At 73.2% G+C, this 23903-nt stretch carries 25 protein-coding genes; 8 read left to right on the forward strand and 17 right to left on the reverse strand.

What is annotated here, in order from left to right:
- Positions 1–118: 118 nt before the first annotated feature.
- Positions 119–571: a DUF6314 family protein gene (locus tag ACGFZN_RS21125; RefSeq protein WP_393859996.1), complete on the forward strand. Its 453-nt coding sequence runs from the start codon at positions 119–121 to the stop codon at positions 569–571.
- On the opposite strand, the gene ACGFZN_RS21130 is transcribed toward ACGFZN_RS21125, so the two are convergent.
- Positions 568–1161 (reverse strand): histidine phosphatase family protein, encoded by a 594-nt coding sequence (locus ACGFZN_RS21130; RefSeq protein ID WP_393859997.1) that lies wholly within the window; start codon positions 1159–1161, stop codon positions 568–570. The genes ACGFZN_RS21125 and ACGFZN_RS21130 overlap by 4 nt on opposite strands.
- Before the next feature lie 73 nt (positions 1162–1234).
- Positions 1235–1684: a GNAT family N-acetyltransferase gene (locus ACGFZN_RS21135; RefSeq protein WP_393859998.1), complete on the reverse strand. Its 450-nt coding sequence runs from the start codon at positions 1682–1684 to the stop codon at positions 1235–1237.
- A gap of 94 nt (positions 1685–1778) precedes the next feature.
- Between ACGFZN_RS21135 and ACGFZN_RS21140 the strand changes: the two genes are divergently transcribed.
- On the forward strand, positions 1779–2393 hold the full coding sequence (locus ACGFZN_RS21140; protein WP_393859999.1) for a DUF6461 domain-containing protein: 615 nt from the start codon (positions 1779–1781) through the stop codon (positions 2391–2393).
- Here ACGFZN_RS21140 and ACGFZN_RS21145 read toward each other — a convergent pair.
- Positions 2390–3823, reverse strand: coding sequence for a PLP-dependent aminotransferase family protein (locus ACGFZN_RS21145; protein WP_393860000.1), 1434 nt, complete (start codon positions 3821–3823; stop codon positions 2390–2392). The genes ACGFZN_RS21140 and ACGFZN_RS21145 overlap by 4 nt on opposite strands.
- Between ACGFZN_RS21145 and ACGFZN_RS21150 the strand changes: the two genes are divergently transcribed.
- Both ACGFZN_RS21150 and ACGFZN_RS21155 read left to right on the forward strand, forming a co-directional pair.
- Positions 3822–4733 carry a DMT family transporter gene (locus ACGFZN_RS21150; RefSeq protein WP_393860001.1) on the forward strand — a complete coding sequence of 304 codons (912 nt, stop codon included), beginning with the start codon at positions 3822–3824 and terminating at the stop codon, positions 4731–4733. The two genes, ACGFZN_RS21145 and ACGFZN_RS21150, sit on opposite strands and share 2 nt — an antisense overlap.
- A gap of 20 nt (positions 4734–4753) precedes the next feature.
- Positions 4754–4975, forward strand: a complete 222-nt coding sequence (locus ACGFZN_RS21155) for a DUF1918 domain-containing protein (protein WP_393860002.1) — start codon at positions 4754–4756, stop codon at positions 4973–4975.
- Here ACGFZN_RS21155 and ACGFZN_RS21160 read toward each other — a convergent pair.
- Complete coding sequence (locus ACGFZN_RS21160; protein ID WP_393860003.1) at positions 4945–6192, reverse strand: glycoside hydrolase family 10 protein; 1248 nt, start codon at positions 6190–6192, stop codon at positions 4945–4947. The genes ACGFZN_RS21155 and ACGFZN_RS21160 overlap by 31 nt on opposite strands.
- A gap of 170 nt (positions 6193–6362) precedes the next feature.
- Here ACGFZN_RS21160 and ACGFZN_RS21165 point away from each other — a divergent pair, with 170 nt between their 5' ends.
- Positions 6363–7238, forward strand: coding sequence for a 3-hydroxybutyryl-CoA dehydrogenase (locus ACGFZN_RS21165; protein ID WP_393860004.1), 876 nt, complete (start codon positions 6363–6365; stop codon positions 7236–7238).
- Positions 7239–7469: 231 nt separating this feature from the next.
- Entirely contained in the window at positions 7470–7727 is a 258-nt protein-coding gene (locus ACGFZN_RS21170; protein WP_393860005.1) for a hypothetical protein, read from the forward strand.
- A 13-nt stretch (positions 7728–7740) separates the two neighbouring features.
- On the opposite strand, the gene ACGFZN_RS21175 is transcribed toward ACGFZN_RS21170, so the two are convergent.
- From ACGFZN_RS21175 to ACGFZN_RS21195, 5 genes are all read right to left on the reverse strand, one after another.
- The gene (locus ACGFZN_RS21175) at positions 7741–8277 is read right to left on the reverse strand and encodes an NUDIX domain-containing protein (protein ID WP_360161070.1); all 537 of its coding nucleotides are present in this window, start codon (positions 8275–8277) and stop codon (positions 7741–7743) included.
- Between the two features lie 65 nt (positions 8278–8342).
- Positions 8343–9683 (reverse strand): transcriptional regulator, encoded by a 1341-nt coding sequence (locus tag ACGFZN_RS21180; protein ID WP_393860006.1) that lies wholly within the window; start codon positions 9681–9683, stop codon positions 8343–8345.
- 193 nt (positions 9684–9876) lie between these two features.
- Positions 9877–10986 carry a PP2C family protein-serine/threonine phosphatase gene (locus tag ACGFZN_RS21185; RefSeq protein ID WP_393860007.1) on the reverse strand — a complete coding sequence of 370 codons (1110 nt, stop codon included), beginning with the start codon at positions 10984–10986 and terminating at the stop codon, positions 9877–9879.
- Positions 10987–11177: 191 nt separating this feature from the next.
- Positions 11178–11573 carry an iron chaperone gene (locus ACGFZN_RS21190; RefSeq protein ID WP_393860202.1) on the reverse strand — a complete coding sequence of 132 codons (396 nt, stop codon included), beginning with the start codon at positions 11571–11573 and terminating at the stop codon, positions 11178–11180.
- A gap of 119 nt (positions 11574–11692) precedes the next feature.
- On the reverse strand, positions 11693–12148 hold the full coding sequence (locus tag ACGFZN_RS21195) for a carboxymuconolactone decarboxylase family protein (RefSeq protein WP_393860008.1): 456 nt from the start codon (positions 12146–12148) through the stop codon (positions 11693–11695).
- A 202-nt stretch (positions 12149–12350) separates the two neighbouring features.
- On the opposite strand from ACGFZN_RS21195, the gene ACGFZN_RS21200 reads away from it, so the two are divergent.
- Positions 12351–14759, forward strand: a complete 2409-nt coding sequence (locus tag ACGFZN_RS21200) for an ATP-binding protein (RefSeq protein WP_393860009.1) — start codon at positions 12351–12353, stop codon at positions 14757–14759.
- 183 nt (positions 14760–14942) lie between these two features.
- On the opposite strand, the gene pheT is transcribed toward ACGFZN_RS21200, so the two are convergent.
- The 7 genes from pheT to infC form a co-directional block, all read right to left on the reverse strand.
- Positions 14943–17465, reverse strand: a complete 2523-nt coding sequence (gene pheT / locus ACGFZN_RS21205; RefSeq protein ID WP_393860010.1) for a phenylalanine--tRNA ligase subunit beta — start codon at positions 17463–17465, stop codon at positions 14943–14945.
- The gene (gene pheS, locus ACGFZN_RS21210) at positions 17465–18586 is read right to left on the reverse strand and encodes a phenylalanine--tRNA ligase subunit alpha (protein WP_393860011.1); all 1122 of its coding nucleotides are present in this window, start codon (positions 18584–18586) and stop codon (positions 17465–17467) included. Before pheS ends, pheT begins: the two co-directional genes overlap by 1 nt.
- A 127-nt stretch (positions 18587–18713) precedes the next feature.
- A complete protein-coding gene (locus ACGFZN_RS21215; RefSeq protein WP_393860012.1) occupies positions 18714–19847 on the reverse strand; it encodes an ATP-binding protein in 1134 nt (377 codons plus the stop codon).
- A 51-nt stretch (positions 19848–19898) separates the two neighbouring features.
- Positions 19899–20753 carry a TrmH family RNA methyltransferase gene (locus ACGFZN_RS21220; RefSeq protein WP_393860013.1) on the reverse strand — a complete coding sequence of 285 codons (855 nt, stop codon included), beginning with the start codon at positions 20751–20753 and terminating at the stop codon, positions 19899–19901.
- Between the two features lie 192 nt (positions 20754–20945).
- Positions 20946–21329 (reverse strand): 50S ribosomal protein L20, encoded by a 384-nt coding sequence (gene rplT, locus ACGFZN_RS21225; RefSeq protein ID WP_004002577.1) that lies wholly within the window; start codon positions 21327–21329, stop codon positions 20946–20948.
- Positions 21330–21426: 97 nt separating this feature from the next.
- Positions 21427–21621, reverse strand: a complete 195-nt coding sequence (gene rpmI, locus ACGFZN_RS21230; protein WP_003977225.1) for a 50S ribosomal protein L35 — start codon at positions 21619–21621, stop codon at positions 21427–21429.
- Between the two features lie 113 nt (positions 21622–21734).
- Positions 21735–22397, reverse strand: a complete 663-nt coding sequence (infC, locus tag ACGFZN_RS21235) for a translation initiation factor IF-3 (protein ID WP_225098250.1) — start codon at positions 22395–22397, stop codon at positions 21735–21737.
- Positions 22398–22774: 377 nt separating this feature from the next.
- On the opposite strand from infC, the gene ACGFZN_RS21240 reads away from it, so the two are divergent.
- The gene (locus ACGFZN_RS21240) at positions 22775–23140 is read left to right on the forward strand and encodes a DUF1844 domain-containing protein (protein ID WP_393860014.1); all 366 of its coding nucleotides are present in this window, start codon (positions 22775–22777) and stop codon (positions 23138–23140) included.
- 1 nt (position 23141) lies between these two features.
- Here the strand turns inward: ACGFZN_RS21240 and ACGFZN_RS21245 are convergent, their stop codons facing one another.
- On the reverse strand, positions 23142–23873 hold the full coding sequence (locus ACGFZN_RS21245) for an SseB family protein (protein ID WP_393860015.1): 732 nt from the start codon (positions 23871–23873) through the stop codon (positions 23142–23144).
- Positions 23874–23903 lie beyond the last annotated feature (30 nt).

Consider the following 23903-nt stretch of genomic DNA (forward strand, 5'->3'; position numbering starts at 1 on the left):
TGAACCACCCTTGCGGACCTGCCGGCGGCCCGGGTGGGGCGGAGGCCGGCGGCGCCGCTAAGCTCGGTGCGGCCCGGTGGGCGCCGGAAGGCCGCGGCGCACGACGGAAGGCAGGGTGATGGACGGCGGGTTCTGGCCGGTGGCCGATGTGCTGGCGCATCTCGCCGGCCGCTGGCGTGTCGAGCGGGACGTGCGGGACCTGGCGAGCGGGGACGAGGGCCGTTTCCAAGGGGCCGTCGACTTCACCGCGCTGCCCGGCGGAGGCCTGCTGCACGAGGAGTCCGGCGCCTTCACCTGGCAGGGCGTGACCCGGCCGGCCACGCGTACGCTGCGGTTCCTGCCCGGGGCCGCGCCGGGCACGGCCGACGTCCGGTTCGCCGACGGGCGGCCCTTCCACGAGCTGGACCTCGGCACCGGGCACTGGGTCGCCGAGCACCCGTGCGCGGCCGACCTCTACCGGGGCGAGTTCACCGTCCGGGACGCCGGCCACTGGCGCACGGTGTGGCGGGTCGGCGGCCCCGCGAAGGACCTCCTGCTCACCACCGACTACGTGCGCGAGGCCGGGTCCTAGGTGTGCGAGAGCTGCGCCGGGACCCCGTCGAGGCGCAGGTTCCAGCGGCCCCCGTGGCCGGTGACGGTGGTCGTGGACAGCGGGCGCACGTCGATGTTCCAGTAGGTCGACGGCGGCGCCTTCAGGGCGTAGACCAGGGCCGCGCGGATCACCGCGGGCTCGGCGACGGCGACGATCCGGCCGCCGTCGTCCGCCGGGCGGGTGTCCAGCCAGCCGCCGACCCGCGAGATGAACGCCAGCAGGGACTCGCCGCCGTGCGGGGTGGCGCGCGGGTCGGCGAGCCAGGCGTCCACCGCGTCCGGCTCCCGGGCCATCGCCTCGCCCAGGGTCAGTCCGCTCCAGCGGCCCATGTCGCAGTCACGCAGGGCCAGTTGGACCAGCGGGGCGTACCCCAGCGCGTCACCGGTGGCCCGGCTGCGCTGCGTGGGCGAGCAGTACCGCAGCTCGGCCGCCGCCAGCGGCAGCAGGTCCGCGGCGGCGCGCTGCACCTCGTCCCAGCCGGCCTGGTCCAGCGGCCGGTCGTCCTGGAAGCGCTCCGCCAGCAGCGGGGCGCTGCGCGCGGCGGCGACGAACGTCACCCTCAGTGGCATGCGGTGATGGTGTGCCGATTGTGTGCCCTGGTCAAGAGCTGTTACCTGTGAGTTACTGGGGGTAAGCGGCTGCTCACCGGGCCGGCCGCTCGAAAAGGTGCACCATCCACTGGTCCGGGCGGTCCAGCGGCCGGAAACCCAGCTTCGCGTACACCCCGTGGGCGTCCTGCGTGGCGAGCAGGATGCGGCGCAGACCGAGCGGCGCGAGGTGATCGCGGATACCGGCGACGAAGGCCGTGCCGACTCCCCTGCCGCGCACCGCCGGCTCCACGTAGACGTCGGCGAGCCAGGCGAACAGCGCCCGGTCGGTGACCACGCGCGCGTAGGCGACCTGTGTGCCGGACGCCCGTTCGTAGACCCCGAAGTTCAGCGAGGCCGCCATTGCGCGCTCGTGCGTCTCGCGGGACCGCCCGGTCGCCCAGTAGGTGTCGGCCGACAGCCAGCCGTGGACGCGGGCCACGTCGACGCGGTCGGGGTCGGCGGAGAACTCGTACTCCTCGGGGAGGGCCGGTGTGTCGCTCATGGCCCGGATCCTCACAGGCCGAGGGCGCCGGCGTCGACTCCGTTTACCCGGTCCGGCAAGGGCGTTGTCAGTGGCGGGTGGCATGCTGCGGGGCATGAGCGAGATCACCACGGCCGCCGACTACGCATGGCTGCGCCAGGACCACCCGGATCTGCTGGACGCCTACTGCGTCACCCTGGTCGGCGACATGGCCCCGCGCGACCTGCTCGAGCGGCTGGGCGCCGAGCCGGAGGAGACGGTGAGCGGGGTGCCGGCCCTGGCCGAGCCGTCGTACGACGCCTGGGACGAGTTCGACGGCGAACAGCTGCTGGTCGGTGCCGCCGCGGTGGGCGACTGGACGCTGATGGTCGAGTACAACGGCTACGTGGGGACGGCCACGGAGCTGATGGCCCCGGTCTCGCGCGGCCGCAGCGCCGTCTCCCACTTCCGGAACGTCAACGCGGTCGACCACTTCTACTGGTTCCAGGACGGCCGGACCCGGCTCCACTTCGAGCCGCTGTTCGCCCACCAGCGCGACGGCAGTGACCCGGACGGGCTGCTCACCGAGATGAAGGAGTCGGGCTTCGACCTGAGAGAGGACGACGACCGGGACTTCACCGGGCACACCGAGGCCGCCTTCGCGCTCGCCCACCGGATCACCGGCGTGCGCCTCACCCCGGAGCTGTTCGCGTCGCTCGAGTTCACCTGCGGCATGGTCACCCTGCCCTAGAACACCTCGTCGCAGGCCGCGCGGAGCCGTCGTACGCCCTCGGTGATCTCCCCGGTCCCGGCGACCGCGGCGAAGCTCAGCCGCAGGTGGGCGGCGGGGGGTTCGGCGCTGAAGTAGGGGCGGCCGGGGGTGAGGGCCACGCCCGCGCGGAGGGCGGCCGCGGCAAGGGCGCTCTCGCCGGTCCCCTCGGGCAGGCGCAGCCAGAGGTGGTAGCCGCCGGAGGGGATGTGCGGCAGGGCGAGCTCGGGCAGCCGGGCGGCGAGCGCGGTGGTCATCGCGTCCCGGCGCGCCTTCAACTCCTGTGCCAGCGCGCGCAGATGGCGGGACCAGGCCGGGGAGCCGACCAGTTCCAGGGCCGCCTCCTGCAGCGGGCGGGGCACGAAGAAGCTGTCCACGACCTGGATGGCGCGCAGCCGCTCCAGCACCGGGCCGCGGGCGGCCAGCGCGCTCACCCGGAAGCTGGGCGAGGTGGCCTTGGTCAGCGAGCCGACGTGCACCACCACGCCGTCGGGGTCGTCGGCCGCGAGCGGGCGGGGCAGCGGGCCGGCGTCGGCGTGCACCAGGCGCCGTACGAAGTCGTCCTCGACGACGAAGGCGCCGGCCTCGCGGGCGATGCGCAGCACCTCGGCGCGCCGGTCCGGGGCGAGCACCGCGCCGGTCGGGTTCTGGAACAGGGGCTGGCAGACGAACACCCGGGCGCCGCTGGCCCGGAAGGCGTCGGCGAGCAGGCCGGGGCGCACGCCGTCGGGGTCGACCGGCACCGGGACGGGCCGGAGGCCGGCCGCGCGGGCGAGGGCCAGCATGCCGGGGTAGGTGGGCGACTCGACGAGCACCGGAGCGCCGGGCGGGGCGAGTGCGCGCAGGGCGGTGGCCAGCGCGGACTGGCCGCCGGCCGCGATCAGCACCTCGGCCGCCGTGACGCCCCCGCCGATGTCGCGGGCGAACCACTCCCGCAGCTCCGGCAGCCCCTCCAGCGGCGGCCTCCCCCAGGCGCCGGGCCGCCGCCCGGCCCGGGCCAGGGCCGCGGCCATGGCCCGCTCCGGCTGGAGGGAGGGATGCAGATAGCCGCCGTTGAACTCCAGCACGCCGGGCGGCGGCGCGGCCAGCGAGACGGTGACCCCGGAGGCGTCGACGGTGCGCGGTACGAGGTCGGTGGCGCCGTCGGCGCTCAGCGCGACCTCCTGCCACGAGGTGTCCCCGGCGGGCGTCTCCGCCGTGCGCGGCCGGGCCCGGAAGGCGCCGGCTCCGGGCCGGGTGACGACCAGCCCCTCGGCGGCCAGCTGGGCCAGCGCGCGGGAGACGGTCACGGGGCTGACCCGGAACCGCTCGACCAGCTCCCGGCTCGACGGGAGCTTTCCGCCCGGGGAGTAGCGGTCGAGGTCCCGCCGAAGCTGTTCTGCCAGTTCACCGACACTGCTACGCTGGTGCATGAGAACGCAGAGTAGCGCTACTGCCGTCGGCCCGATAGCGGTCACCGCTCCCCGCGAGCGCCGGGGCCTCGGCACCGGCCTCGCCGCCCTCGGTGTCGCCTCCTTCTCCCTGACCTTCCCGGCCACCGCCTGGGGTCTGGAGGGCTTCGGCCCCTGGTCGCTGGTGGCCGTGCGCAGCGTCCTGGCGGCGCTCGTGGCGGGCGGCTGCCTACTCGCCCTGCGGATCCCGCTCCCGGAGCGCCGGCATCTGCCGGGCCTCGCCGTCGTCGCCGGCGGTGTCGTGTTCGGCTTCCCGATGCTGACCACGCTCGCCCTGCGGACCTCCACCACCGCGCACGCCGCCGTCGTGGTGGGGCTGCTGCCGCTGACCACCGCCGTGTTCTCCGCCCTGCGCACCGGCAGCCGCCCCTCGCGCCGGTTCTGGCTGGCGGCGCTGGCGGGCGCCGCGGCCGTGGTCGCGTTCACCGTCGCACAGAGCGGCGGCGCGCTCACGCTCGCCGACGGCTATCTGTTCGCGGCGCTGCTGGTGTGCGCGGCAGGCTACACCGAGGGCGGCAGGCTGGCCCGGGTCATGCCGGGCTGGCAGGTGATCGGCTGGGCGCTGGTGCTGTGCCTGCCGCTGAGCGTGCCGGCCGCCGCGGTGGCCCTGGCGTACGAGCCGGTGCACCTCACCGGGCACGGCATCGCCGGCCTGCTGTGGGTGGCGCTGGGCTCGCAGTTCCTCGGCCTGGTCGTGTGGTACCGGGGCATGGCGGACATCGGCGTCCCGCGGGCCAGCCAGTTGCAGTTGGCTCAGCCGCTGCTCACACTGGTGTGGTCGGCGCTGCTGCTGGGCGAGCACTTCACGGCGGCGGCCCCCCTGACCGCCGTCGCCGTGCTCGTCTGCATCGCCGTCACCCAGCGGTCGTGATCATGAGGAGGGCCTGCGAGATGCGTGCATCCAAGGGCGACCGTCTTGTCCAGCACGGCAGGGTGGTCGGCCAACACGACCAGGTCTCGGAAGTGGTCGAAGTACTCGGATCCGAGGGCAACCCGCCCTATCGCGTCCGTTTCCAGGACGGCCACGAGGCGATCATGTCCCCCGGACCCGACTGCCAGGTCAAGCACCACGAGGAGAGGGATCAGCGCGGCGGTCTCGCCGACCGCCCGTAGTGGTCGGTGATCACGCGTGACATCGCGCCGATCGGATCGGCCGCCACCTCCCTGGCGGCGAAGAAGACATGCCCGCGCACCTGCGGGTGTCCGGCGGCGAGGGTGAGGTGCCGGGACAGCTCGACCGGGTCCTGCCAGGCCGAGGGCTGCCCGGCCGCTCCCGCCCGGTACAGCGCCTCGCCGATGTAGAGCCGCGTCCGGCTGCCCCGCGCGACGTCCGCCCACCACGCGAGGAGCGTGGCGTAGTCGGTGCCGGCGGCGCCGATGTGCCAGTACAGCTGCGGGACGACGTAGTCGATCCAGTTGCGGCGCACCCAGCCGCGGGTGTCGGCGTACAGGTCGTCGTACGACTGCACGCGCGCCCGGGTGTCCGAGCCGCGGGGGTCGGCCGAGGCGTTGCGCCACACCCCGAAGGGGCTGATCCCGAACCGGGTGCCGGGCCGCACGCGCCGGAGGGCGGCGGCCGTCTCCCTGATCAGCGCGTCGATGTTCGCGCGGCGCCAGGCGGCCCGGCCCGGGAAGCCGCCGCCGTGGCGGTCGTAGGCCTCGTCGTCGTCGAAGGTCTGCCCGGCGACCGGGTACGGGTAGAAGTAGTCGTCGAAGTGGACGGCGTCGACGGGATAGCGGGCGACCGCGTCCAGGATCGCCCGCCGGACGAACGCGCGGACCTCGGGCAGGCCCGGGTTGTAGTAGAGGCCGCCGGCGTACGGCACCACCCAGTCGGGGTGCCTGCGGGCCGGGTGGGAGGCGGCGAGCCGGCCGAGGTCGCCGTGGAGCGCGATCCGGTACGGATTGAACCAGGCGTGCAGCTGCAGGCCCCGCGCGTGGGCCTCCCGCACCGCGGTGCCGAGCGGGTCCCAGCCGGGGCTCCGGCCCTGGGTACCGGTGAGGAACTCGGACCAGGGCTCGTACGGGGACGGCCACAGGGCGTCGGCGGTGGGGCGCACCTGGAAGATCACCGTGTTGAGCCGGTCGCGGGCCGCCCTGTCGAGGTGGGCGATCAGCTCCCTGCGCTGCTCGGCGGCCGGCAGTCCGGGCCGGGACGGCCAGTCCCGGCCCGCCACGGTCGCCAGCCATACTCCGCGCATCTCCGCGGCCGCGCGCGCCCGGCGGTCCGCGCCGGGCCGGGGCCGGCGCTCGGCCGCGACCGCGGCGCCCGGCGCCGCGACCAGCGCCGGCAGGGCCAGGGCGAAGGCTCGCCGGGACAGTGGAGGCATCGGCACACCCTTACGCTCGGGATCCGCATCGTCACGGATCGTTCCGCGCCCCAGGATGGCCCCCACCCCGCCGATCGATCATCGATACTTGACGGTAACGTGCTCGATCGGAGCAGGCGCCGAACCCGGAAGCCCTGCCAGCGAGCCGGAGAACCAGCGAAGGGGTCGATGTGACAGGCTTCCCATCGGGAGATATCACGCGCGTCGGAGTCGTGGGCTGCGGCCAGATGGGCGCGGGCATCGCCGAGGTGTGCGCCCGCGCCGGACTGGACGTGAAGGTCGCCGAGACCACCGGTGAGGCCCTGGAGATCGGCCGCACCCGGCTGTTCAACTCCCTGGCCAAGGCCGCCGAGCGCGGAAAGATCACCGAGGAGGAGCGGGACGCCACCCAGGCGCGGCTCACCTTCACCACCGACCTCGGCGAGTTCGCCGACCGCGACCTGGTGATCGAGGCCGTGGTGGAGAGCGAGCCGGTGAAGACCGAGATCTTCCAGGTGCTGGACCAGGTGGTGACCCGCCCGGACGCGATCCTCGCCTCCAACACCTCCTCGATCCCGCTGGTGAAGCTGGCGGTCGCCACCTCCCGCCCGGACCACGTCGTCGGCATCCACTTCTTCAACCCCGCCCCGGTGCAGCAGCTCGTCGAGCTGATCCCGGCGCTCACCACCTCCGAGGGCACCCTCAGCCGCGCCCAGGTCTTCGCCGAGAAGGTGCTCGGCAAGCACTCCATCCGCGCCCAGGACCGCTCCGGCTTCGTGGTCAACGCGCTGCTCGTGCCGTATCTGCTCTCCGCGATCCGGATGTTCGAGTCGGGCATCGCGAGCCGCGAGGACATCGACAACGGCATGGAGATGGGCTGCGCCCACCCGATGGGCCCGCTGAAGCTGTCCGACCTGATCGGCCTGGACACCATCGTCTCCATCGCCAACAGCATGTACGCCGAGTACAAGGAGCCCCTGTACGCCGCTCCCCCGCTGCTCCAGCGCATGGTCGAGGCGGGCCGGCTGGGCCGGAAGACCGGCTCGGGCTTCTACACCTACGGCTGATCGCTTCTCCCACGGTTGATCGCTTTCCCCCACGGCTGATCACGCAGAGCGACGCTCGCGGGCCCGGCACCGAACCCGGTGCCGGGCCCGTCTGTTTCACACACCGTGTGCGCGGCGGGCACGCATATGCCGCTCGCACACGCTCCCCACGCGCCCACCAGGAGAGTTGACTCCTCATGCGCATGCAAGGGACGCGGAACCACCCGTTCGACTACAGAAAGGAGCGGACTCGTGACCGCCGATCCGGAGCATCCCGTGGTCCAGGGAGAACTCGCAGAGTTACGCCGCCGCCTCGACGTGGCCTACGCCCGCGTCGAGGGAGGGCTGGCGTTGCTGAGCCATCGCACCGAGGAGACCGCCAAGGAGCTGGACGAGCTGAACTCCCGGATCGTCTCGCTGGAACACACACGCTGGCCGCTGCCCTCCCTCGCCGTGCTCACCGCGCTGGGCGCGCTGGTGGCGACGGTCTGGCAGTCGCTGGGCCGCTAGGCGCCCAGGCCCGCTAGCCCTCGGCGAGCCTCGCGTGGTGCAGCAGGAGTAACGCGGCCGCCATGTTGGCGGCCGGGACCTCCCCACGGGCGATCATGTCGGGCACGAGTTTGAGCGGAACCCACTCCCGTCGGTCCGACTCGAAGTCGTCCACGGGGTGCCCGACGTACTCGCCCCGGTCGGACCAGTAGATGTGGTGCCGGGCGTCGGTGAGGCCGTTGGACGGCTCCACGCTCATCAGGTGGTGCAGGGGCCCCGGCCGCCAGCCGGTCTCCTCCTCCAGTTCCCTGGCGGCCGCTTCGGCTATGTCCTCGCCGTCCTCGACGACGCCCGCGGCCAGTTCCCACCCCCAGCTGTCGGTGATGAAACGGTGCCGCCACAGCAGCAGCACCTCGTTGGCGTCGTTGACCACGGTGGCCACGGCCACGGGCCGCAGCCGGATCAGGAAGTGGTCCAGATGCCGGCCGTCCGGCAGCTCGACATCTGCGAGATTGACGCTGAACCACCGGTTTGCATACACAGTTTGTTCGTTCAGTTTCGTCCACTGCACGGTTCTGCCACCTTCCGCCGAGTAAGTGGCAATATCGCAGCAGGGACTGTGTGCCCACAGTGGGCCTACAGCGGTACGCGCAGTGCTCCGTCGATGAGTTCGGCGGCTTCGGCGGTGCCGGCCGAGCCACAGCGCACCAGGTGTTCGCGCACCGCGCGGAGTCTGTCGCGCAGCCGCTGCGACTCCATCCCGCGTGCCTGCTCCGCCATCTGCACGGCGGTGGCCACCGCTTTGTCGGCGTTGCCCTGGCGCAGCTCGATGGTGCTGAGCATGGCGAGCCGGTGCACCCGGCCCCGGTCGTGGGCCGGGTTGTCGACGGCCGCCACCGCGTGCTCCCCCGCGGCGGCCAGCTCGCCGAGGCTGAGCAGCGCCTCGGCCACCTGCACATTGACCAGGCCCGGCTGGACGTAGCCGGTCTCGTCGGGTTCGTAACCGCGCCGGATCCGTTCGGCGGCCGCCTCCGCGCGCCGGATGCAGGACAGCGCGCCGGCGGAGTCGCCGAGGTGGGCGTAGGCCTTGGCCTGCATCGCGTACAGATCGGAGGCGAGCGCCGGGGTGATGTGCTTGCCGGCGGCGCGCAGCGCGGCCTCCGCGAAGGCGACGGCCTGCCGGAACTCCCGCATGAACAGCGACTGGTTGACCAGCAGCGCTATCACGTACGCCCCCAGCCCCCGGTCCCCGCTGGCCTTCGCGAGCCTGAGCGCCTGGTGGAAGTAGCGCTGGGCCAGCCCGTGGGCGTCGGAGTCGTAGGCGCAGATGCCCGCGATCGCCACCAGGCCGCCGGTGGCCCGGTGCAGTTGGCGTCCGGTGGCGTCGGTGTAGCTGCCGCGCAGCAGCGGCGCGGCCTCGGCGTTGAGGAAGCCGACGATGCGGCTGCGGGTCGCGATGCCGCCGGCCTTGCGGTACATCTGCTCGTAGTGCGTGCGCGCGGCCCGCAGCATCTCGATGTCGGCCGGCGTGACCCGGTGCCGGCCGCCGCGGGAGACGTCGACGTCCTCGGGCGGGTTCTCCCACTCCCACACCGGCATCACGGCGGGCGTCCCGGTGACGGCGGGGGCGCCGAGCACATGCGGCCGCTGCTGTTCGTCGGAGCGCCACAGGGCGGTCGCCCGCTCCACGAAGCCGTTCAGCGAGCCGGCGTGCGGGGTGCTCGGTTCGCCGGGCACGCCGAGGCCGATGTCGTCGAGGGTGACGGGCCGGTGCAGGCGGGCCGCGAGCACCTCGCAGATCAGGTCGGGTACCTGGCCGCGCGGCCGCTGGCCCTTCAGCCACCGCGCCACGGCGGTGTGTTCGTACCGCAGCGCGAGGCCCCGTTTCCGGCCCGCCTGGTTGACGTGGGCGGCGAGGCCGGCGTGCGAGATCCCCGCCTCGTCCAGGATCGCGTCGAGCAGAGTGTTGGGCTGCATGGATGCCCCCCGAATGGCCTGTGCGGTTCAGCGTAGTGGGTCCGGGTTCGCACGGGGTGTGAACGGAGTGCTCGCATCCGCAGGGTGCATGCGGTGTCGCTCAGCGTGGTGTTCGGCTTGACTGGGCTTCCGGCCAAGCCGCCGGCTCCCCCTCGAAAAGCGGTGGCTTGGCCGGGCAGAGGCCGGGGCGCCGTCAACGGCGGGGCGCGGGCTGGGCGTTGGTCGTGGGCTGCGCGTTGCCGGGCGCCGGCCGTGCCGCGGAGCCGCACACGGCGCCGTCCCGCGCCGCGAGCGGGGCGCACCGTGCCGGGTTCCGGTCGTTGCGCAGGACCAGCAGCGCCAGGTCGTCCGTGGGAGTGCCGGCCGTGTGGTGCAACAGCGCGGTGAAAAGGGCGCCCAGGACCGTCTGCGCGGAGACCGGATGGTCCCGTACGACGTCTCTCAGCGCCTTCGGCAGCGGAAAGAACCGGCCCCGGCCGTCCCGCGCGTCCTCCACGCCGTCCGTGAAGAGGACCAGGAACTCGCCGGGAACCAGCCGGCCGCAGGCCCGGGCCTCCAGCTCGGCCGGCAGCGGGAAGGGGCCGAGCGGCGGCAGGGGCTCGGCGCGCGCCAGCGGCTCGACCCGGGTGCCGCTGAGCCGGTACGGCCAGGGGTGACCGCAGTTGAGGGCGCGCACCTCTCCCGTGCGGTCGATCTCCAGGAGCAGCACGGTGACGAACTCCTCGGCGACCGGGTGGTCCGGGTCCGGGGCACCGTGCGCGGGGTGTTCGGCGCGGGCGCGCTCGCGCAGGTGGCGGGCGAGGGCGCGGTCCAGCCGGCGCAGCACGCCGTCGAGGCCGGGCTCGTCGTGGGCGGCCTCGCGGAAGCTGCCGAGGACGGCGGCGACGGTGCCGAGCGCGGCCAGGCCGTGTCCTCGGACGTCACCCATCACCACCCGCACCCCGTGCTCGGTGGCGATCGCCTCGTACAGGTCGCCGCCGACGCACGCGCCCCGCTCCGCGGACAGCTGGGCCGCGGCGAGGTTCAGTCCGTCGAGGCGGGGCGGCAGGGGCCGCAGGACGACGCTCTGGGCGGCCCGTGCCACCCGGCGGGCCTGCCGCAGCTCCCGCAGCGGTGCCCGGCGGGCGTGGACGATCAGCCCGGTGCCGACGGCCACGAAGACGGCGCTGGTGAGCAGGCGGGCGCCGAGCCCCTGCTGGTGGGCGAGGGGACAGCCGAACCGGTAACCGACCGCCACGGCTCCCCAGACCATGGGCAGTACGGCTCCCCGCGCGGTGGGCGCCCGTGCCTTGATGCGGATCATGCCACTGGTCCCCCATGGAGAGTCCCTGACAGGGCGGACGGACCGGCCCCGGAAGGCCGGTCCGATTCTGTCGACGGCATGGCCCGAGGAGACCGGATGACCCCCGGTTCCCACCCGATCGAGTGAGCCCCACGCCGGTCAACCTGCATTTATGCGGGTCTCCGAAGGGATGAACGCCCTTCCGCGCGGGTTCAGCGCACGGCCCGCCGGACGAGTTCGGCGATCCTCGCCTCGCCGGCGGCGGTCAGCTCCGTCAGGGCGTAGGAGGCCGGCCACATGCTGTCCTCGTCGAGGCGGGCCCGGTCGCTGAAACCGAAGGTCGCGTAGCGGGACTTGAACTTCTCCGCGCTCTGGAAGAAGCAGACGACCTTGCCGTCCAGGGCGTAGGCGGGCATGCCGTACCAGAGCTTCGGGGCGAGTTCCGGCGCGGCGGCCGTGACCACGGCGTGCAGCCGTTCGGCCATCACCCGGTCCGGCTCCCGCATCCCGGCGATCTTGCCGAGTACGGCGGCCTCGTCCTCGGCGGCCCTGGCGGCCCGCGATCCGCGCCGCGCGGACGACTTCAGTTCCCTGGCCCGCTCCTTCATCGCGGCTCGCTCCTCGTCCGTGAATCCGTCGGACGTGGCGGCGGTGGTCCCGGCGGTCTTCGGTACGGCGTTCACAGCGGGTTTCCTCTCGGTGTGGGTGTGGTCCGGGGGCGCGGGGGTCAGCCCCAGGCGCCGGCGATCTGGCGGGTCGCGGCGTTGAGCCGGTTGAACAGGTTGGTCACGCCGGTCATCAGGACGAGCGCGGCGAGCTGCTTCTCGTCGTAGTAGGTGGCGGCCGTGTCCCAGACGTCGTCGCCGACCGCGTCGGGACGGTCCGCGAGCCGGGTCGCGGCCTCGGCCAGCGCGAGGGCCGCCCGCTCCTCGTCGGAGAAGTACGGGGCCTCCCGCCAGGCGGCGACCGTGGCCAGCCGCTCGTCGCTCACCCCGGCCTTGCGGGCCGACTTGGCGCCGGCGTCCGCACAGGCGCTGCATCCGTTGATCTGGCTGACCCGCAGATGCACCAGCTCCAGGGTCTGCCCGTCCACCCCGCCGGAGTGCACGGCCTTCATGAGCTGCTGGATGGGCTGCATCGCGTCGGACAGGACGACGGCGGGGTTCTGCATGCGGGACTGCATCGCGGTGTGCTCCTCTGCTGGTGTGCTCCGGCCGGCGCCCCCGGCGCCGTGGCGTGCCTCCATGACAGCCGCTGCGGCCTGCCCGGGCCATGGCGGTGGGACGCCGTGGGACAGGTGAAACGGCCTTGACCAGCGCGGAGTTGGCCGGGAAGACTTCCGCGCGGATGGGACGGAAGGGCGGGGGACGGTGGACGGGGGAACGGTGACCGGGGGAACAGCGGGCGCGCACGGACGCACGGCGGGGAACGACCCTCATCAGGAGCTGGCGGCCCGGCTGCGGCTGCTGCAGGACCTGTCCGGGCTCGGCGTACGGGCCCTCGCCCGGGACAGCGGCCTCAGCTCCTCCTCCCTGTCCCGCTACCTCAACGGGCAGACCGTGCCGCCCTGGCCCGCGGTGGTCTCCCTGTGCCGGCTGGTGCGGCGCGACCCGCGCCCCCTGCGCGCCGTCTGGGAGCGCGCCTCCAACCCGTTGCCCGCCCCGCCGAAGAGCAGCCGCCAGGGCCGGCCCCCGGCCCGCAACGACCTGCCGCGCGACGTACCGGACTTCACCGGGCGCGAGGAACCGCTCGCCGCCGTGCTGGCCGCCGTCGAGAGCCACCGTGCGGTGTCCGTCGACGGCATGGCGGGCGTCGGCAAGACCTGTCTCGCGGTGCACGCCGCCCACCGGCTGGCCGCCGGCTACCCGGACGGGCAGCTCTATGTGGACCTGCACGGCTTCACCGAGGGCCGGTCCCCGCTCGACCCCGGCTCCGCGCTGCGGATGCTGCTCGGCGCCCTCGACGTGCCGTCCGAGAAGGTCCCGCAGGAGGGCATCGAGCAACTGGCCGCCTGCTGGCGGTCGGAACTGGCCGGCCGCCGGGTGGTCGTGGTCCTGGACAACGCGGCCGACGCCGAGCAGGTGCGGCCGCTGCTGCCCGGCGCCGGCCCCTCCGTCGCCCTGATCACCAGCCGGAACCGGCTCCTCGGGCTGGACGAGGTGCCGCCGGTCTCGCTCGACGTGCTGAGCGCCGAGGACGGCGCCCGGCTGCTGGCCCGGGCCAGCAGCGATCCCGGCGGTCCCGACGGCAGACTGGCCCGCGATCCCGGGTCCGCCGCCGAGGTGCTGCGGCTGTGCGGGAACCTCCCGCTGGCCCTGCGGCTGGCCGGGGCGCGGCTGCGGCACCGGCCGGGCTGGACCGTGGGCGTCCTCGCCGAACGGATGGCGCAGGGCGCGGGCGAGCTGGACGCCGCGTTCGGCACGGCCCTCGCGATGTCGGTACGGCAGCTGAACCGGTCCCAGGCCCGGCTGTTCCGGCTGCTGGGCCTGCTGCCCGGGGAGTCCTTCGACGAGTACGTGGCGGCGGCGCTGGCGGACGTGCCGCTGCACACCGCCCAGGCGATGCTGGAGGACCTGCTCGACGCGCACCTCGTCCAGCAGCCCACGGCGGGCCGCTACCGGCTGCACGACCTGGTGCACCAGCACGCGCGACGGGCCGCGGCGGAGCAGGACCCGGCGGCCGAGCGGGAGCGGGCCCTTCGCCGGGTGCTCGACTACTACGTGCACGCGGCGGCCGCCGCCGACGCGGCCATGCCGTTCCTGTCACCCGGCCGGGCGCCCTCCGCCGGCCGGCGCCCGGCGGCGCTCCCCGGGTTCAGGGACAAGAACGCGGCGTTCGCCTGGTACGTCACCGAGTACGCGAACCTGATCGCGGCCTTCGAGACGGCGGCGGCGATCGGGGCCGACGCGCACGTGTGCGAGCTGCCGCGCTTCCTGCGGGCCTACTTCGCGCGGCGCTGCGGCACGACCCACCTCAACGTCCTCTTCGAGCGTGCGCTGTCCGCCGCCGAGCGCCTGGACGATCCGGTGCAGCTGGCCGAGGCGCACAGCGACCTCGGCTTCGCGCGCTACAACGCGGGGCGGACGGCTCAGGCCGCCGCCGCGTACGAGACGGCCGGCCGCCTGCTGTCCCGGACCGGCGACGCACGCGCGGAAGCCGAACTCGCCGTCCGCCGCGGCTATCTGAGCTGGGACGCGGGCCAGGCCGAGGAACCGCTCGAGCTGTTCCGGCTGGCGGGGAAGCTCTACGAGCGGGCCGGCTGCCCGGCGGGCGCGGCCCACGCGGCCGCGGCGGAGGCCTGGACCCTGCTCCAGCTGGGGCACCGCGAGGAGGCGGCCCGGCTGGCCCGGCAGGTGCTGGACCTCGCCCACACCGACGCCGCGTGGCCGCCCGGCCTGACGGCCCGGATCACGCTCGGCCTGGCCGTCGCGCGGGAGGCCCCGGAGGAGTCGGCGGAGCAACTGCGCCGGGCCCTGACGCTGGCCCGCGAGGACGGGCACCTCAACAACCAGGCGTGGTGCCTCAACTGCATGGGCGTGGCACTGCGGCAGATGGGCCACTACGACGAGGCCCTGGCCAGCCACCGGGAGGCGTTCGCCCTGCTGGACGAGCTGTTCGAGGAACACTGGAAGATCCACTTCCTCAACGGCTACGCCGAGACGCACCGCCTCGCGGGCGCCCCGGAAGAGGCGCTACGACTGCACCGCGAGGCCCTGGAACTGGCCCGGAGGTTGGGCAACCAGCACGCGGAGGCGCTGGCGCAGGAGGGCATCGCAGCACTCGCTGCGGGCTGACTGCCCGGGGGTTGGGCCGCTTGCCCGCGCTGGCGCGGTGCCGCCTGCGCCCACCCGTGCCGCCCCAGCGGCACGACTGCCCGCAGGCTACGACGGCGAATTGCGCCCCGTTAGGGGCGCGGGGAACTGCGCGACCGGCCACGACGAACCCGCAGCCGGCCGCGCACAGTACCCCTACGGCGACTAGCCCCGAAGCACAGCCCCGGTCCGCTCGCCCGCGAGGGCAACGGCCGCATCCCGCGCAGCCGAAGCCTCGTCCACGGTCAGCGTGCGGTCCCCGGCCCGGAAGCGGAGCGCGTACGCCAGGGACTTCTTGCCCTCGCCCAGCTGCTCGGCGTTCTCGTAGACGTCGAACAGCCGGACGGCCTCGAGGAGTTCACCCGCGCCCTCGCGCAGCGCCGCCTCCACCTCCGCGGAGGGGATCGGCTTGTCGACGACGAGGGCGACGTCCTGCGTGGCGACCGGGAACGCGGAGATCCGCGGCGCCTGCGGGACGCCGTCGCCCACCGCCTCCAGGGCGTCCAGGTCCAGCTCCATCGCGCAGGTGCGCTCGGGCAGTCCCAGGGCCTTCAGCACCCGCGGGTGCAGCTCGCCCGCGTGGCCGACGACCCGCTCCGCGCCGTCCGCGCCGATCACCAGCTCGGCGCAGCGGCCGGGGTGCCAGGGGCCGTACTGGCCCTTGCGGACGGTCAGTTCGGCGCCGGCCTCACGGGCGACGGCGCGCGCCGCCTCGACCGCGTCGGCCCAGTCCGCCGGACGCCCCTTGCCCCACCAGCCGGCCTGCTCGCGGGCGCCGGCGAGGACGACGGCCACATGCCGCGGCTGCTCGGGCAGCGCGGCGTTCAGCGCGGCGATCTCCTCGTCGGTGGGCCGCCGGTCGACGGGCAGGTGCGTGGCGACCCGCTGCTCCTCGCGGGGGTGGAACACCAGCCCGGTCTCGAACAGCGCCAGGTCGTGCGAGCCCCGGCCGACGTTGCGCCGCAGCGCGCCGAGCAGGCCCGGCAGCAGCGTCGTGCGCAGCGCGGGCTCCTCGTCGCTGAGCGGGTTGACCAGCTTGACGACGCGGCGGGCCGGGTCGTCGGCGTCCAGGCCGAGCTGGTCGAAGACCTGCTCGCCGAGGAAGGGGTAGTTCGGCGCCTCGACGTAGCCGGCGCCGGCCAGCGCGCGGCCGACCCGGCGGTGCAGCCGCTGGCGGTGGGTCAGGCCGCGGCCGGAGGGGAGCTTGGGCAGCGTGGAGGGCAGGTTCTCGTAGCCCTCCAGACGGATGACCTCTTCGGCCAGGTCGTTGGGGTCGGCCAGGTCGGGCCGCCAGGACGGGACGGTGACGACCAGCTCGTCCTGCCCGTACACGTCGCAGCCGACCTGCTGGAGGCGGCGTACGACGGTCTCGCGGCCGTAGACGACGCCCGCGACCTTGTCCGGGTGGTCGGCCGGGATGGTGATGGTGCGCGGGGCCGGGGGGGCGACGATCTCGGTGACACCGGCCTCCGCCGTGCCGCCCGCGAGCAGCACCAGCAGGTCCACCGTGCGCTGCGCTGCGGCCGCGGCGGCCTGCGGGTCGACGCCGCGCTCGAAGCGGCGGGACGCCTCGGTGAGCAGCTTCTGCCGGCGGGAGGTGCGGGCGATCGCGACGGCGTCGAAGTGGGCCGCCTCGATGACCACGTCCGTGGTGCCGTTCGAGCCGTTCTCGGTGACCTCGTGGTCGGCGATCTCCGTGTTGGCGCCGCCCATCACGCCGGCCAGGCCGATCGGGCCGCGGTCGTCGGTGATGACCAGGTCCTCGGCGTGCAGCGTGCGCTCGACGCCGTCGAGGGTGACGAGCTTCTCGCCCTCCTGGGCGCGGCGCACGCCGATGGTGCCCTGGACCAGTGAGCGGTCGTAGGCGTGCAGGGGCTGGCCCAGCTCCATCATCACGTAGTTCGTGACGTCGACGGCGAGTGAGATCGGGCGCATGCCGACCTTCTGCAGGCGGCGCTGCAGCCAGATCGGGGAGCGGGCCTCGGGGCGCAGGCCGGTGACGGTGCGCGCGGTGAAGCGGTCGCAGCCGAAGGCGTCGGTGACCTGGACCGGGTAGCCGTAGGCGTTCGGGGCCGGCACGTCGATCAGGGCGGGGTCGCGCAGCGGCAGGCCGTAGGCGATGGCGGTCTCGCGGGCGACGCCGCGGATGGACAGGCAGTCGCCGCGGTTGGCGGTGACGGCGATGTCCAGGACCTCGTCGACCAGCTCCAGCAGCTCGATGGCGTCCTTGCCGACCTCGGTCTCCGGCGGAAGCACGATGATGCCGTGGCTGCCGTCGTCGCCCATGCCCAGCTCGTCGCTGGAGCAGATCATGCCGTGCGAGACCTTGCCGTAGGTCTTGCGGGCGGAGATGGAGAAGCCGCCGGGCAGCGTGGCGCCGGGGAGGACCACGACGACCTTGTCGCCGACGGAGAAGTTGCGGGCGCCGCAGACGATCTCCTGGGGCTCGCCGGTGCCGTTGGCCTGGCCGACGTCGACGGTGCAGAAGCGGATCGGCTTCTTGAAGCCCTCCAGCTCCTCGACGGTCAGCACCTGGCCGACGACCAGCGGGCCCTTGAGGTCCGCGCCGAGCTGTTCGACGGTCTCGACCTCCAGGCCGGCCGAAATGAGCTTGGCCTGGACGTCGCGGCCGGTCTCGGTGGCCGGCAGGTCGACGTACTCCCGCAGCCAAGAAAGCGGGACCCGCATCAGATCTCCATCCCGAACGGCCGGGTGAACCGGACGTCACCCTCGACCATGTCTCGCATGTCCTCGACGTTGTGGCGGAACATCAGCATCCGCTCGATGCCGAACCCGAAGGCGAAGCCGCTGTACTTCTCCGGGTCGACGCCGCAGGCGGTGAGCACCCGCGGGTTGACCATGCCGCAGCCGCCCAGCTCGATCCAGCCCTCGGACGAGCAGGTGCGGCAGGGCCGGTCGGGGTTGCCGACGGACTCGCCCTTGCAGACGTAGCAGAGCATGTCCATCTCGGCGCTGGGCTCGGTGAAGGGGAAGAAGTTCGGCCGCAGCCGGGTCTTCATGCCCTCGCCGAACAGCGACTGGACCATGTGGTCCAGGGTGCCCTTGAGGTCGGCCATGGTCAGGCCCTCGTCCACGGCGAGCAGCTCGACCTGGCGGAAGACGGGGGTGTGCGTGGCGTCCAGCTCGTCGGTGCGGTACACGACGCCGGGGCAGATCACGTGCACCGGCAGGTCGCGCTCCAGCAGCGAGCGGATCTGCACGGGCGAGGTGTGGGTGCGCAGGACGACACCGGACTCGGTGCCGCCGTCGGGGGCCTGCACGAAGAAGGTGTCGGCCTCGCCGCGGGCCGGGTGGTCCGGGCCGATGTTCAAGGCGTCGAAGTTGAACCACTCGGCCTCGGCCTGCGGGCCCTCGGCGACCTCGTAGCCCATGGCCACGAAGATGTCCTCGATACGCTCCGAGAGCGTGGTGAGGGGGTGGCGGGCGCCGGCCGGGACGCGGTCGTACGGCAGCGTGACGTCGACGTCCTCCTCGACCAGCACGCGGGCGTCGCGCTCGGCCTCCAGCTCGGCCTGGCGGGCGGCGAGGGCCTTGTTCACGGCGCCGCGGGCCATGCCGACGCGCTTTCCGGCGTCGGCCTTGGCGTGCGGGGGCAGGGCGCCGATCTCGCGGTTGGCGAGGGCCAGCGGGGAGGCGGGGCCGGTGTGGGCGACCTTGGCCTCGTGGAGCGCGTCGAGGGAGTCCGCGGCGGCGAAGGCGGCGAGCGCCTCGTCCCGCATGCGCTCGATCTCTTCCGGTTTCAACGCCTCGACCTCGACAGGGTCGTACGACTTATTGGGTGCCGACATCTCTTCCCGTGCTTCCGATTGGCTGGCGGATGGTCCCCGGTGACCGTTGGTGGGCCGTGTGAAGGACACAAAGGTGCCAAAGGCCGAGTCTAACGGGGCGGAGGTAGGCGAATGCGCCCGTGGGTCGTCAGGCGAGATACGCCGGCGCGGCCACGGGCAGCGTAAATCGGAACTCGGCGCCGCCGCCGGGGGCGCGGCCGACCGTGATGGTGCCGCCGTGGGCCTCGACGATGCCCTTGACGATATAGAGCCCGAGGCCGGTGCCGCCGCGCTTGCTGCCCCGCCAGAAGCGGGTGAAGACGCGGTTCATGGACTCCTCCGGGATGCCGGGACCCTCGTCGCTCACCGTGACCGACGTGCCGGTCTGCTCGCCCTCGCGCGGGGACGCGCAGGGCATGACGTCAATGGTGACGGTTCCCTCGCCGTGCCGCACGGCATTTTCGATGAGGTTGCTGAGCACCTGGTCGATCTTGTCGGGGTCGGCCCACAGGGCGGGCAGGGGCTGTTCGATGCGCAGCAGGAAGCGGTCGGCCCGCTGGCCGGCCGTGACGTAGGCCTGGATGTGCCGGGAGACGGCGGCCCCGATGTCGACGGGCTGGCGGCGCACCTCCAGCCGCCCGGAGTCGATCCGGGAGATGTCCAGCAGTTCGGCGATGAGCCGGGTGACGCGGTCGGCGTCGGCGTCGACGGTCTCCAGCATCAGCCGCTTCTGGTCGTCGGTGAAGCGTTCCCACTTGGCGAGGAGGGTGGCGGTGAATCCCTTGACGGAGGTGAGCGGGGAGCGCAGCTCGTGGGCGACCGTCGCGATCAGCTCGGCGTGGCTGCGCTCGGTACGGCGGCGGGCCTCGGTGTCCCGCAGCGAGACGACGACCCGCCGGACGGGCCCGAGGGGCCGCTCGCGCACGTAGCGGACGGAGACCAGCACCTCCCTGCCTCCGGGCAGCAGCAGGTTGCGCTCGGGCTGCCGGGTGCGGATCGCGAGGCCGCCGTAGGGATCGGTGAGCTGCCACCAGCGGCGGCCCTCCAGGTCCTCTAACGGCAGGGCCTTCTCCAGGGGCTGGCCGAGGGCGTCGGCGGGGCGTACGGCGGCGATCCGCGCCGCGGCGGCGTTGAAGCAGACGACACGGCCCTGCTCGTCGGCGACGACGAGGCCGTCGGGCAGCTGGTCGGGGTCGATGCCGGGGTGCTCTGCGCACCGGGGCGCCAAGGCGCCCCGCGCGTCCCGTCCCTCCGGCGCGGTGCTCGTGCCGGCCACACTCATCCCCGTACCCCACCTCTTTCGACGGCGCAGGGCCCCGAGCTGGTCACCCTACTAGCTCTGGGTGACGGAGCGGCACCCTCCGGAGGCGCGCTGCGCGCGGGCCGACGCGTAGAGACATACGGCGGCGGCGGTGGCGAGGTTCAGGCTCTCGGCCTTGCCGTGGATCGGCACCCGCACCACGGCGTCGGTGAGCGCGCGGGTCTCCTCCGGCAGCCCCCAGGCCTCGTTGCCGAACACCCAGGCGGTCGGCCCGCCCATGCTGCCCTTGTCCAGCTCCTCGTCCAGGTCGCGGTCCCCCGCCCCGTCGGCGGCGAGGATCCGCACCCCGGCCCCCTTCAGCCCTTCGACGGCCCGCTCGACGGGCACGCCCACGGCGACGGGCAGATGGAAGTGCGAGCCCACGGAGGCGCGTACGGCCTTGGGGTTGTACAGGTCGACGGAGGCGTCGGTGAGGATCACGGCCTCGGCGCCGGCGGCGTCGGCGCACCGCAGCACGGTCCCGGCGTTCCCGGGGTCGCGCACGTGCGCCAGCACGGCGACCAGTTTCGGCCGGGCGGCGAGGATCTCCTCGAAGGGCACGTCCAGGAACCGGCACACCCCGACGAGCCCCTGCGGGGTGACGGTGGTGGAGATGTCCGCGATCACCTCTTCGGAGGCGAGCTGCACCCGGGCACCCGCGTCACGCGCGGCCCCGACGATGTCGGCGTACCGCTCCGCGGCCTCCACCGTGGCGAACAGCTCGACGAGCGTCGCGGCCCCGTCCACCCGATGCCCGGCCGCCTCCCTGACGGCCTGCGGCCCCTCCGCGAGGAACAGCCGGTCCTTGCCCCGGAAGTTCCGCTTGGCCAGCCGCCGGGCGGCGGCGACACGCGCGGACCGGGGGGAGATCAGCTCGGGGGTGGGCATCCTGTTCTTCACCTTCGAGAAAGTCTTCACTGTGTGGCGCCGAGGGCTGCAACGCCCCGAAAGGGGCGCGGGGAACTGCGCGGCCTGCCCCCGCCGGCCCGCGGCCGGAAAACGACCGAGCCACCCAACAACAGGACCCGCAAGCCGTGAAGCCTGCGGGTCCAGTGAACGTCGGCTAAAGCCAGCGCAGCGTCACGCGGCCTTGGGCGCGTTGACGTCCGAAGGCAGCGCCTTCTGCGCGACCTCGACGAGCGCGGCGAACGCACCGGCGTCGTTGACGGCCAGCTCGGCCAGGATCTTGCGGTCGACCTCGACGTTCGCGGCCTTCAGACCCTGGATGAAGCGGTTGTAGGTGATGCCGTTGGCGCGGGCAGCGGCGTTGATGCGCTGGATCCACAGCTGACGGAAGTCGCCCTTGCGCTTCTTGCGGTCGTTGTAGTTGTAGACCAGCGAGTGGGTGACCTGCTCCTTGGCCTTGCGGTACAGGCGCGAACGCTGACCGCGGTAGCCGGAGGCCTGCTCGAGGATCGCCCGGCGCTTCTTGTGGGCGTTGACTGCCCGCTTGACGCGTGCCACTTGTTAACTCCTTGTAGCGGGGTCGTGGTGGTCGTCACACGACCCGGAAACGATTCGGTCCCGGTCCAGACGTACGGCGCTCAGTCGGCGCCGCAGGTCACTTGCCGAGAAGCTTCTTGATCTTCGCGGCGTCGCCCGGGGCCATCTCGGCGTTGCCGGTGAGGCGACGCGTGACGCGGGACGACTTGTGCTCGAGCAGGTGGCGCTTGCCGGCGCGCTCGCGGAGCACCTTGCCGGAGCCGGTGATCTTGAAGCGCTTGCTGGCACCGCTGTGCGACTTGTTCTTCGGCATAGCGCCGTTATCTCCTCGTCGGTGGCGCTCCGGTGCCCGGTCGCGAAAACCGGGCACTGTGGAGCGTCGCTCTTCTTTCGGTTACATCCACTGGGGACGGGTGTCCCCCGGGGTCACGCCTCGGCGGGCTCCTCGGCGGACGCCTCGGCCTCGGCGGGGTTCTGCGAACGACCGGGGTGGGCCTTCGCCTCCGCCTTGCGGGCTTCCTGTGCCTGCCGGGCCTCGGCCATGGCCTCGGTCTTCTTCTTGTGCGGACCGAGGACCATGATCATGTTGCGGCCGTCCTGCTTCGGGTTCGACTCGACGAAACCGAGGTCCTGGACGTCCTCCGCGAGGCGCTGCAGCAGTCGGTAGCCCAGCTCGGGACGGGACTGCTCACGGCCGCGGAACATGATCGTGATCTTGACCTTGTCGCCCTGCTTGAGGAACCGGACGACGTGACCCTTCTTGGTGTCATAGTCGTGCGGGTCGATCTTCGGCCGGAGCTTCATCTCCTTGATGACCGTGTGCGCCTGGTTCTTGCGCGCCTCACGGGCCTTCATGGCCGACTCGTACTTGAACTTCCCGTAGTCCATGAGCTTGCACACGGGCGGACGGGCGTTCGCCGCGACCTCGACCAGGTCGAGGTCGTACTCCTGCGCAAGCTCCAGTGCCTTCGCGAGCGGCACGATGCCGACCTGCTCGCCACTGGGACCGACAAGTCGCACCTCGGGAACGCGAATCCGGTCGTTGATGCGGGGCTCGGCGCTGATGGATCCTCCTCGGTAGCACCACACGGTTGTCTGGCGGACAGCCGCGTATGTCTTTTCGTTAGACCTAACCGCGCCGAAGCAGAAAAAATGCCCCGGACGATCACAGGCGGGGCTCCAACGCACTACCGGAGCACCGCCGCGATTGCCGCGGGGCGCGCTTTCGGGCGACTCCATCGTCCGTACGGAACGATGGTGGCCGCCTGACCGGGTGACCCGCCGTCCCGGAGGACGGTCAGGTGGGAGTTCGGAGCCTCCACTTGTGGGCCGGGAGCTCTGTTGCACGCAGGGCACACCCGGCCGGTCGTGAACCAGATTAGCAGGATCGCTTGACAAGGGCGAACCGGAGACCGCTTCACAAGGCGCGGCAGAACCGTGATCCGGCACGGCCTATCGTGTGGGGCATGAGTGAGACCCCTCCTGAGAATCCCGAGAACCCCGACTTCGACGCGATGACCCGGGACATCGCCGAGGTCCCCGCCGTCGAGGTGATCGTGACGGTCGCCGTCAACCTGATGAGCGCCGCCGCGGTGAAGCTCGGGCTGAGCGAGGAGGGCGACAAGTACAAGGACCTGGACGAGGCCCGCAAGCTGATCACCGCGCTCGCCGGCCTGCTGGACGCGAGCGCGACGGAGATCAGCTCCTTCCACGCGGCCCCGCTGCGCGACGGCCTGAAGTCGCTGCAGCTGGCGTTCCGCGAGGCGTCCGTCGTGCCGGACGAGCCGGGCCAGGGGCCGGGCGAGAAGTACACCGGCCCGGTCTACGGCTGATCTAACCCTTCACGTACAGGGGCTCGCCCGGAGGCGAGGTCCCGGCCGGCAGCAGTGCCAGGTCGAGGCCGCGCACCAGGCGGGCCCTCAGTGTCTCGTCGGCCGCCAGGCGCTCGGCGACCGCGCGGGCTGCCTCGGCGGGCTGGGCGGCCGGGTCGACGACGAGGGCGAGGGTGCCGTCGGCGCGCCCGGGCCCGAGGTGGGCGCGCAGCACGGCGGGCTCGGCCGCCACGGCCGTACGGACGGCCTCGATCACCGCCGGGTCGGCGAGCGGATCGGTGCTGGTGCGGCCCTCGGCGAGGGCGAGCAGCGCCGGGCCGGTCAGCTCGAACGGCACGGGCCCGGCGAGGTCCAGCACCACCGTGTCGGCCTTCTCGTGCGCGGCGGCCTGCAGCGCCTGGTGCAGGGGTACGGCGACCGGGCGGGCCGCCGGGTCCCAGCGGGCGAGGGAGTCGGTGGAGGTGAAGGCGGGCAGCGCGGTGCGGTCGCCGGCCTTCAGGGTGGGTACGGCCATGTCGCTGGTCTTCTCGCGGCGCAGCCCGTTCTCGTCCTCCTCCACCTCGCCGAGCACGGCGACGACCGGGACGAGCAGGCGGGCGCCCTTCAGTGCCTCCAGCACCGGCCCGAGGGCGCCGCGGTCCTCGGCCCAGGCCGCGAGCGCGGCGCTCAGCCGGGGGTCGGCGGAGCCGTCGTCGTCGGAGAAGCCGGGGTCGGGAATGTTCTTGTTCGCCACGGTGACCGACCTTATCGCCACCGGTCACCG

Origin of the sequence: Streptomyces sp. NPDC048192 (genome assembly GCF_043202415.1) — a bacterium.
In the GTDB taxonomy this organism is placed as follows: domain Bacteria; phylum Actinomycetota; class Actinomycetes; order Streptomycetales; family Streptomycetaceae; genus Streptomyces.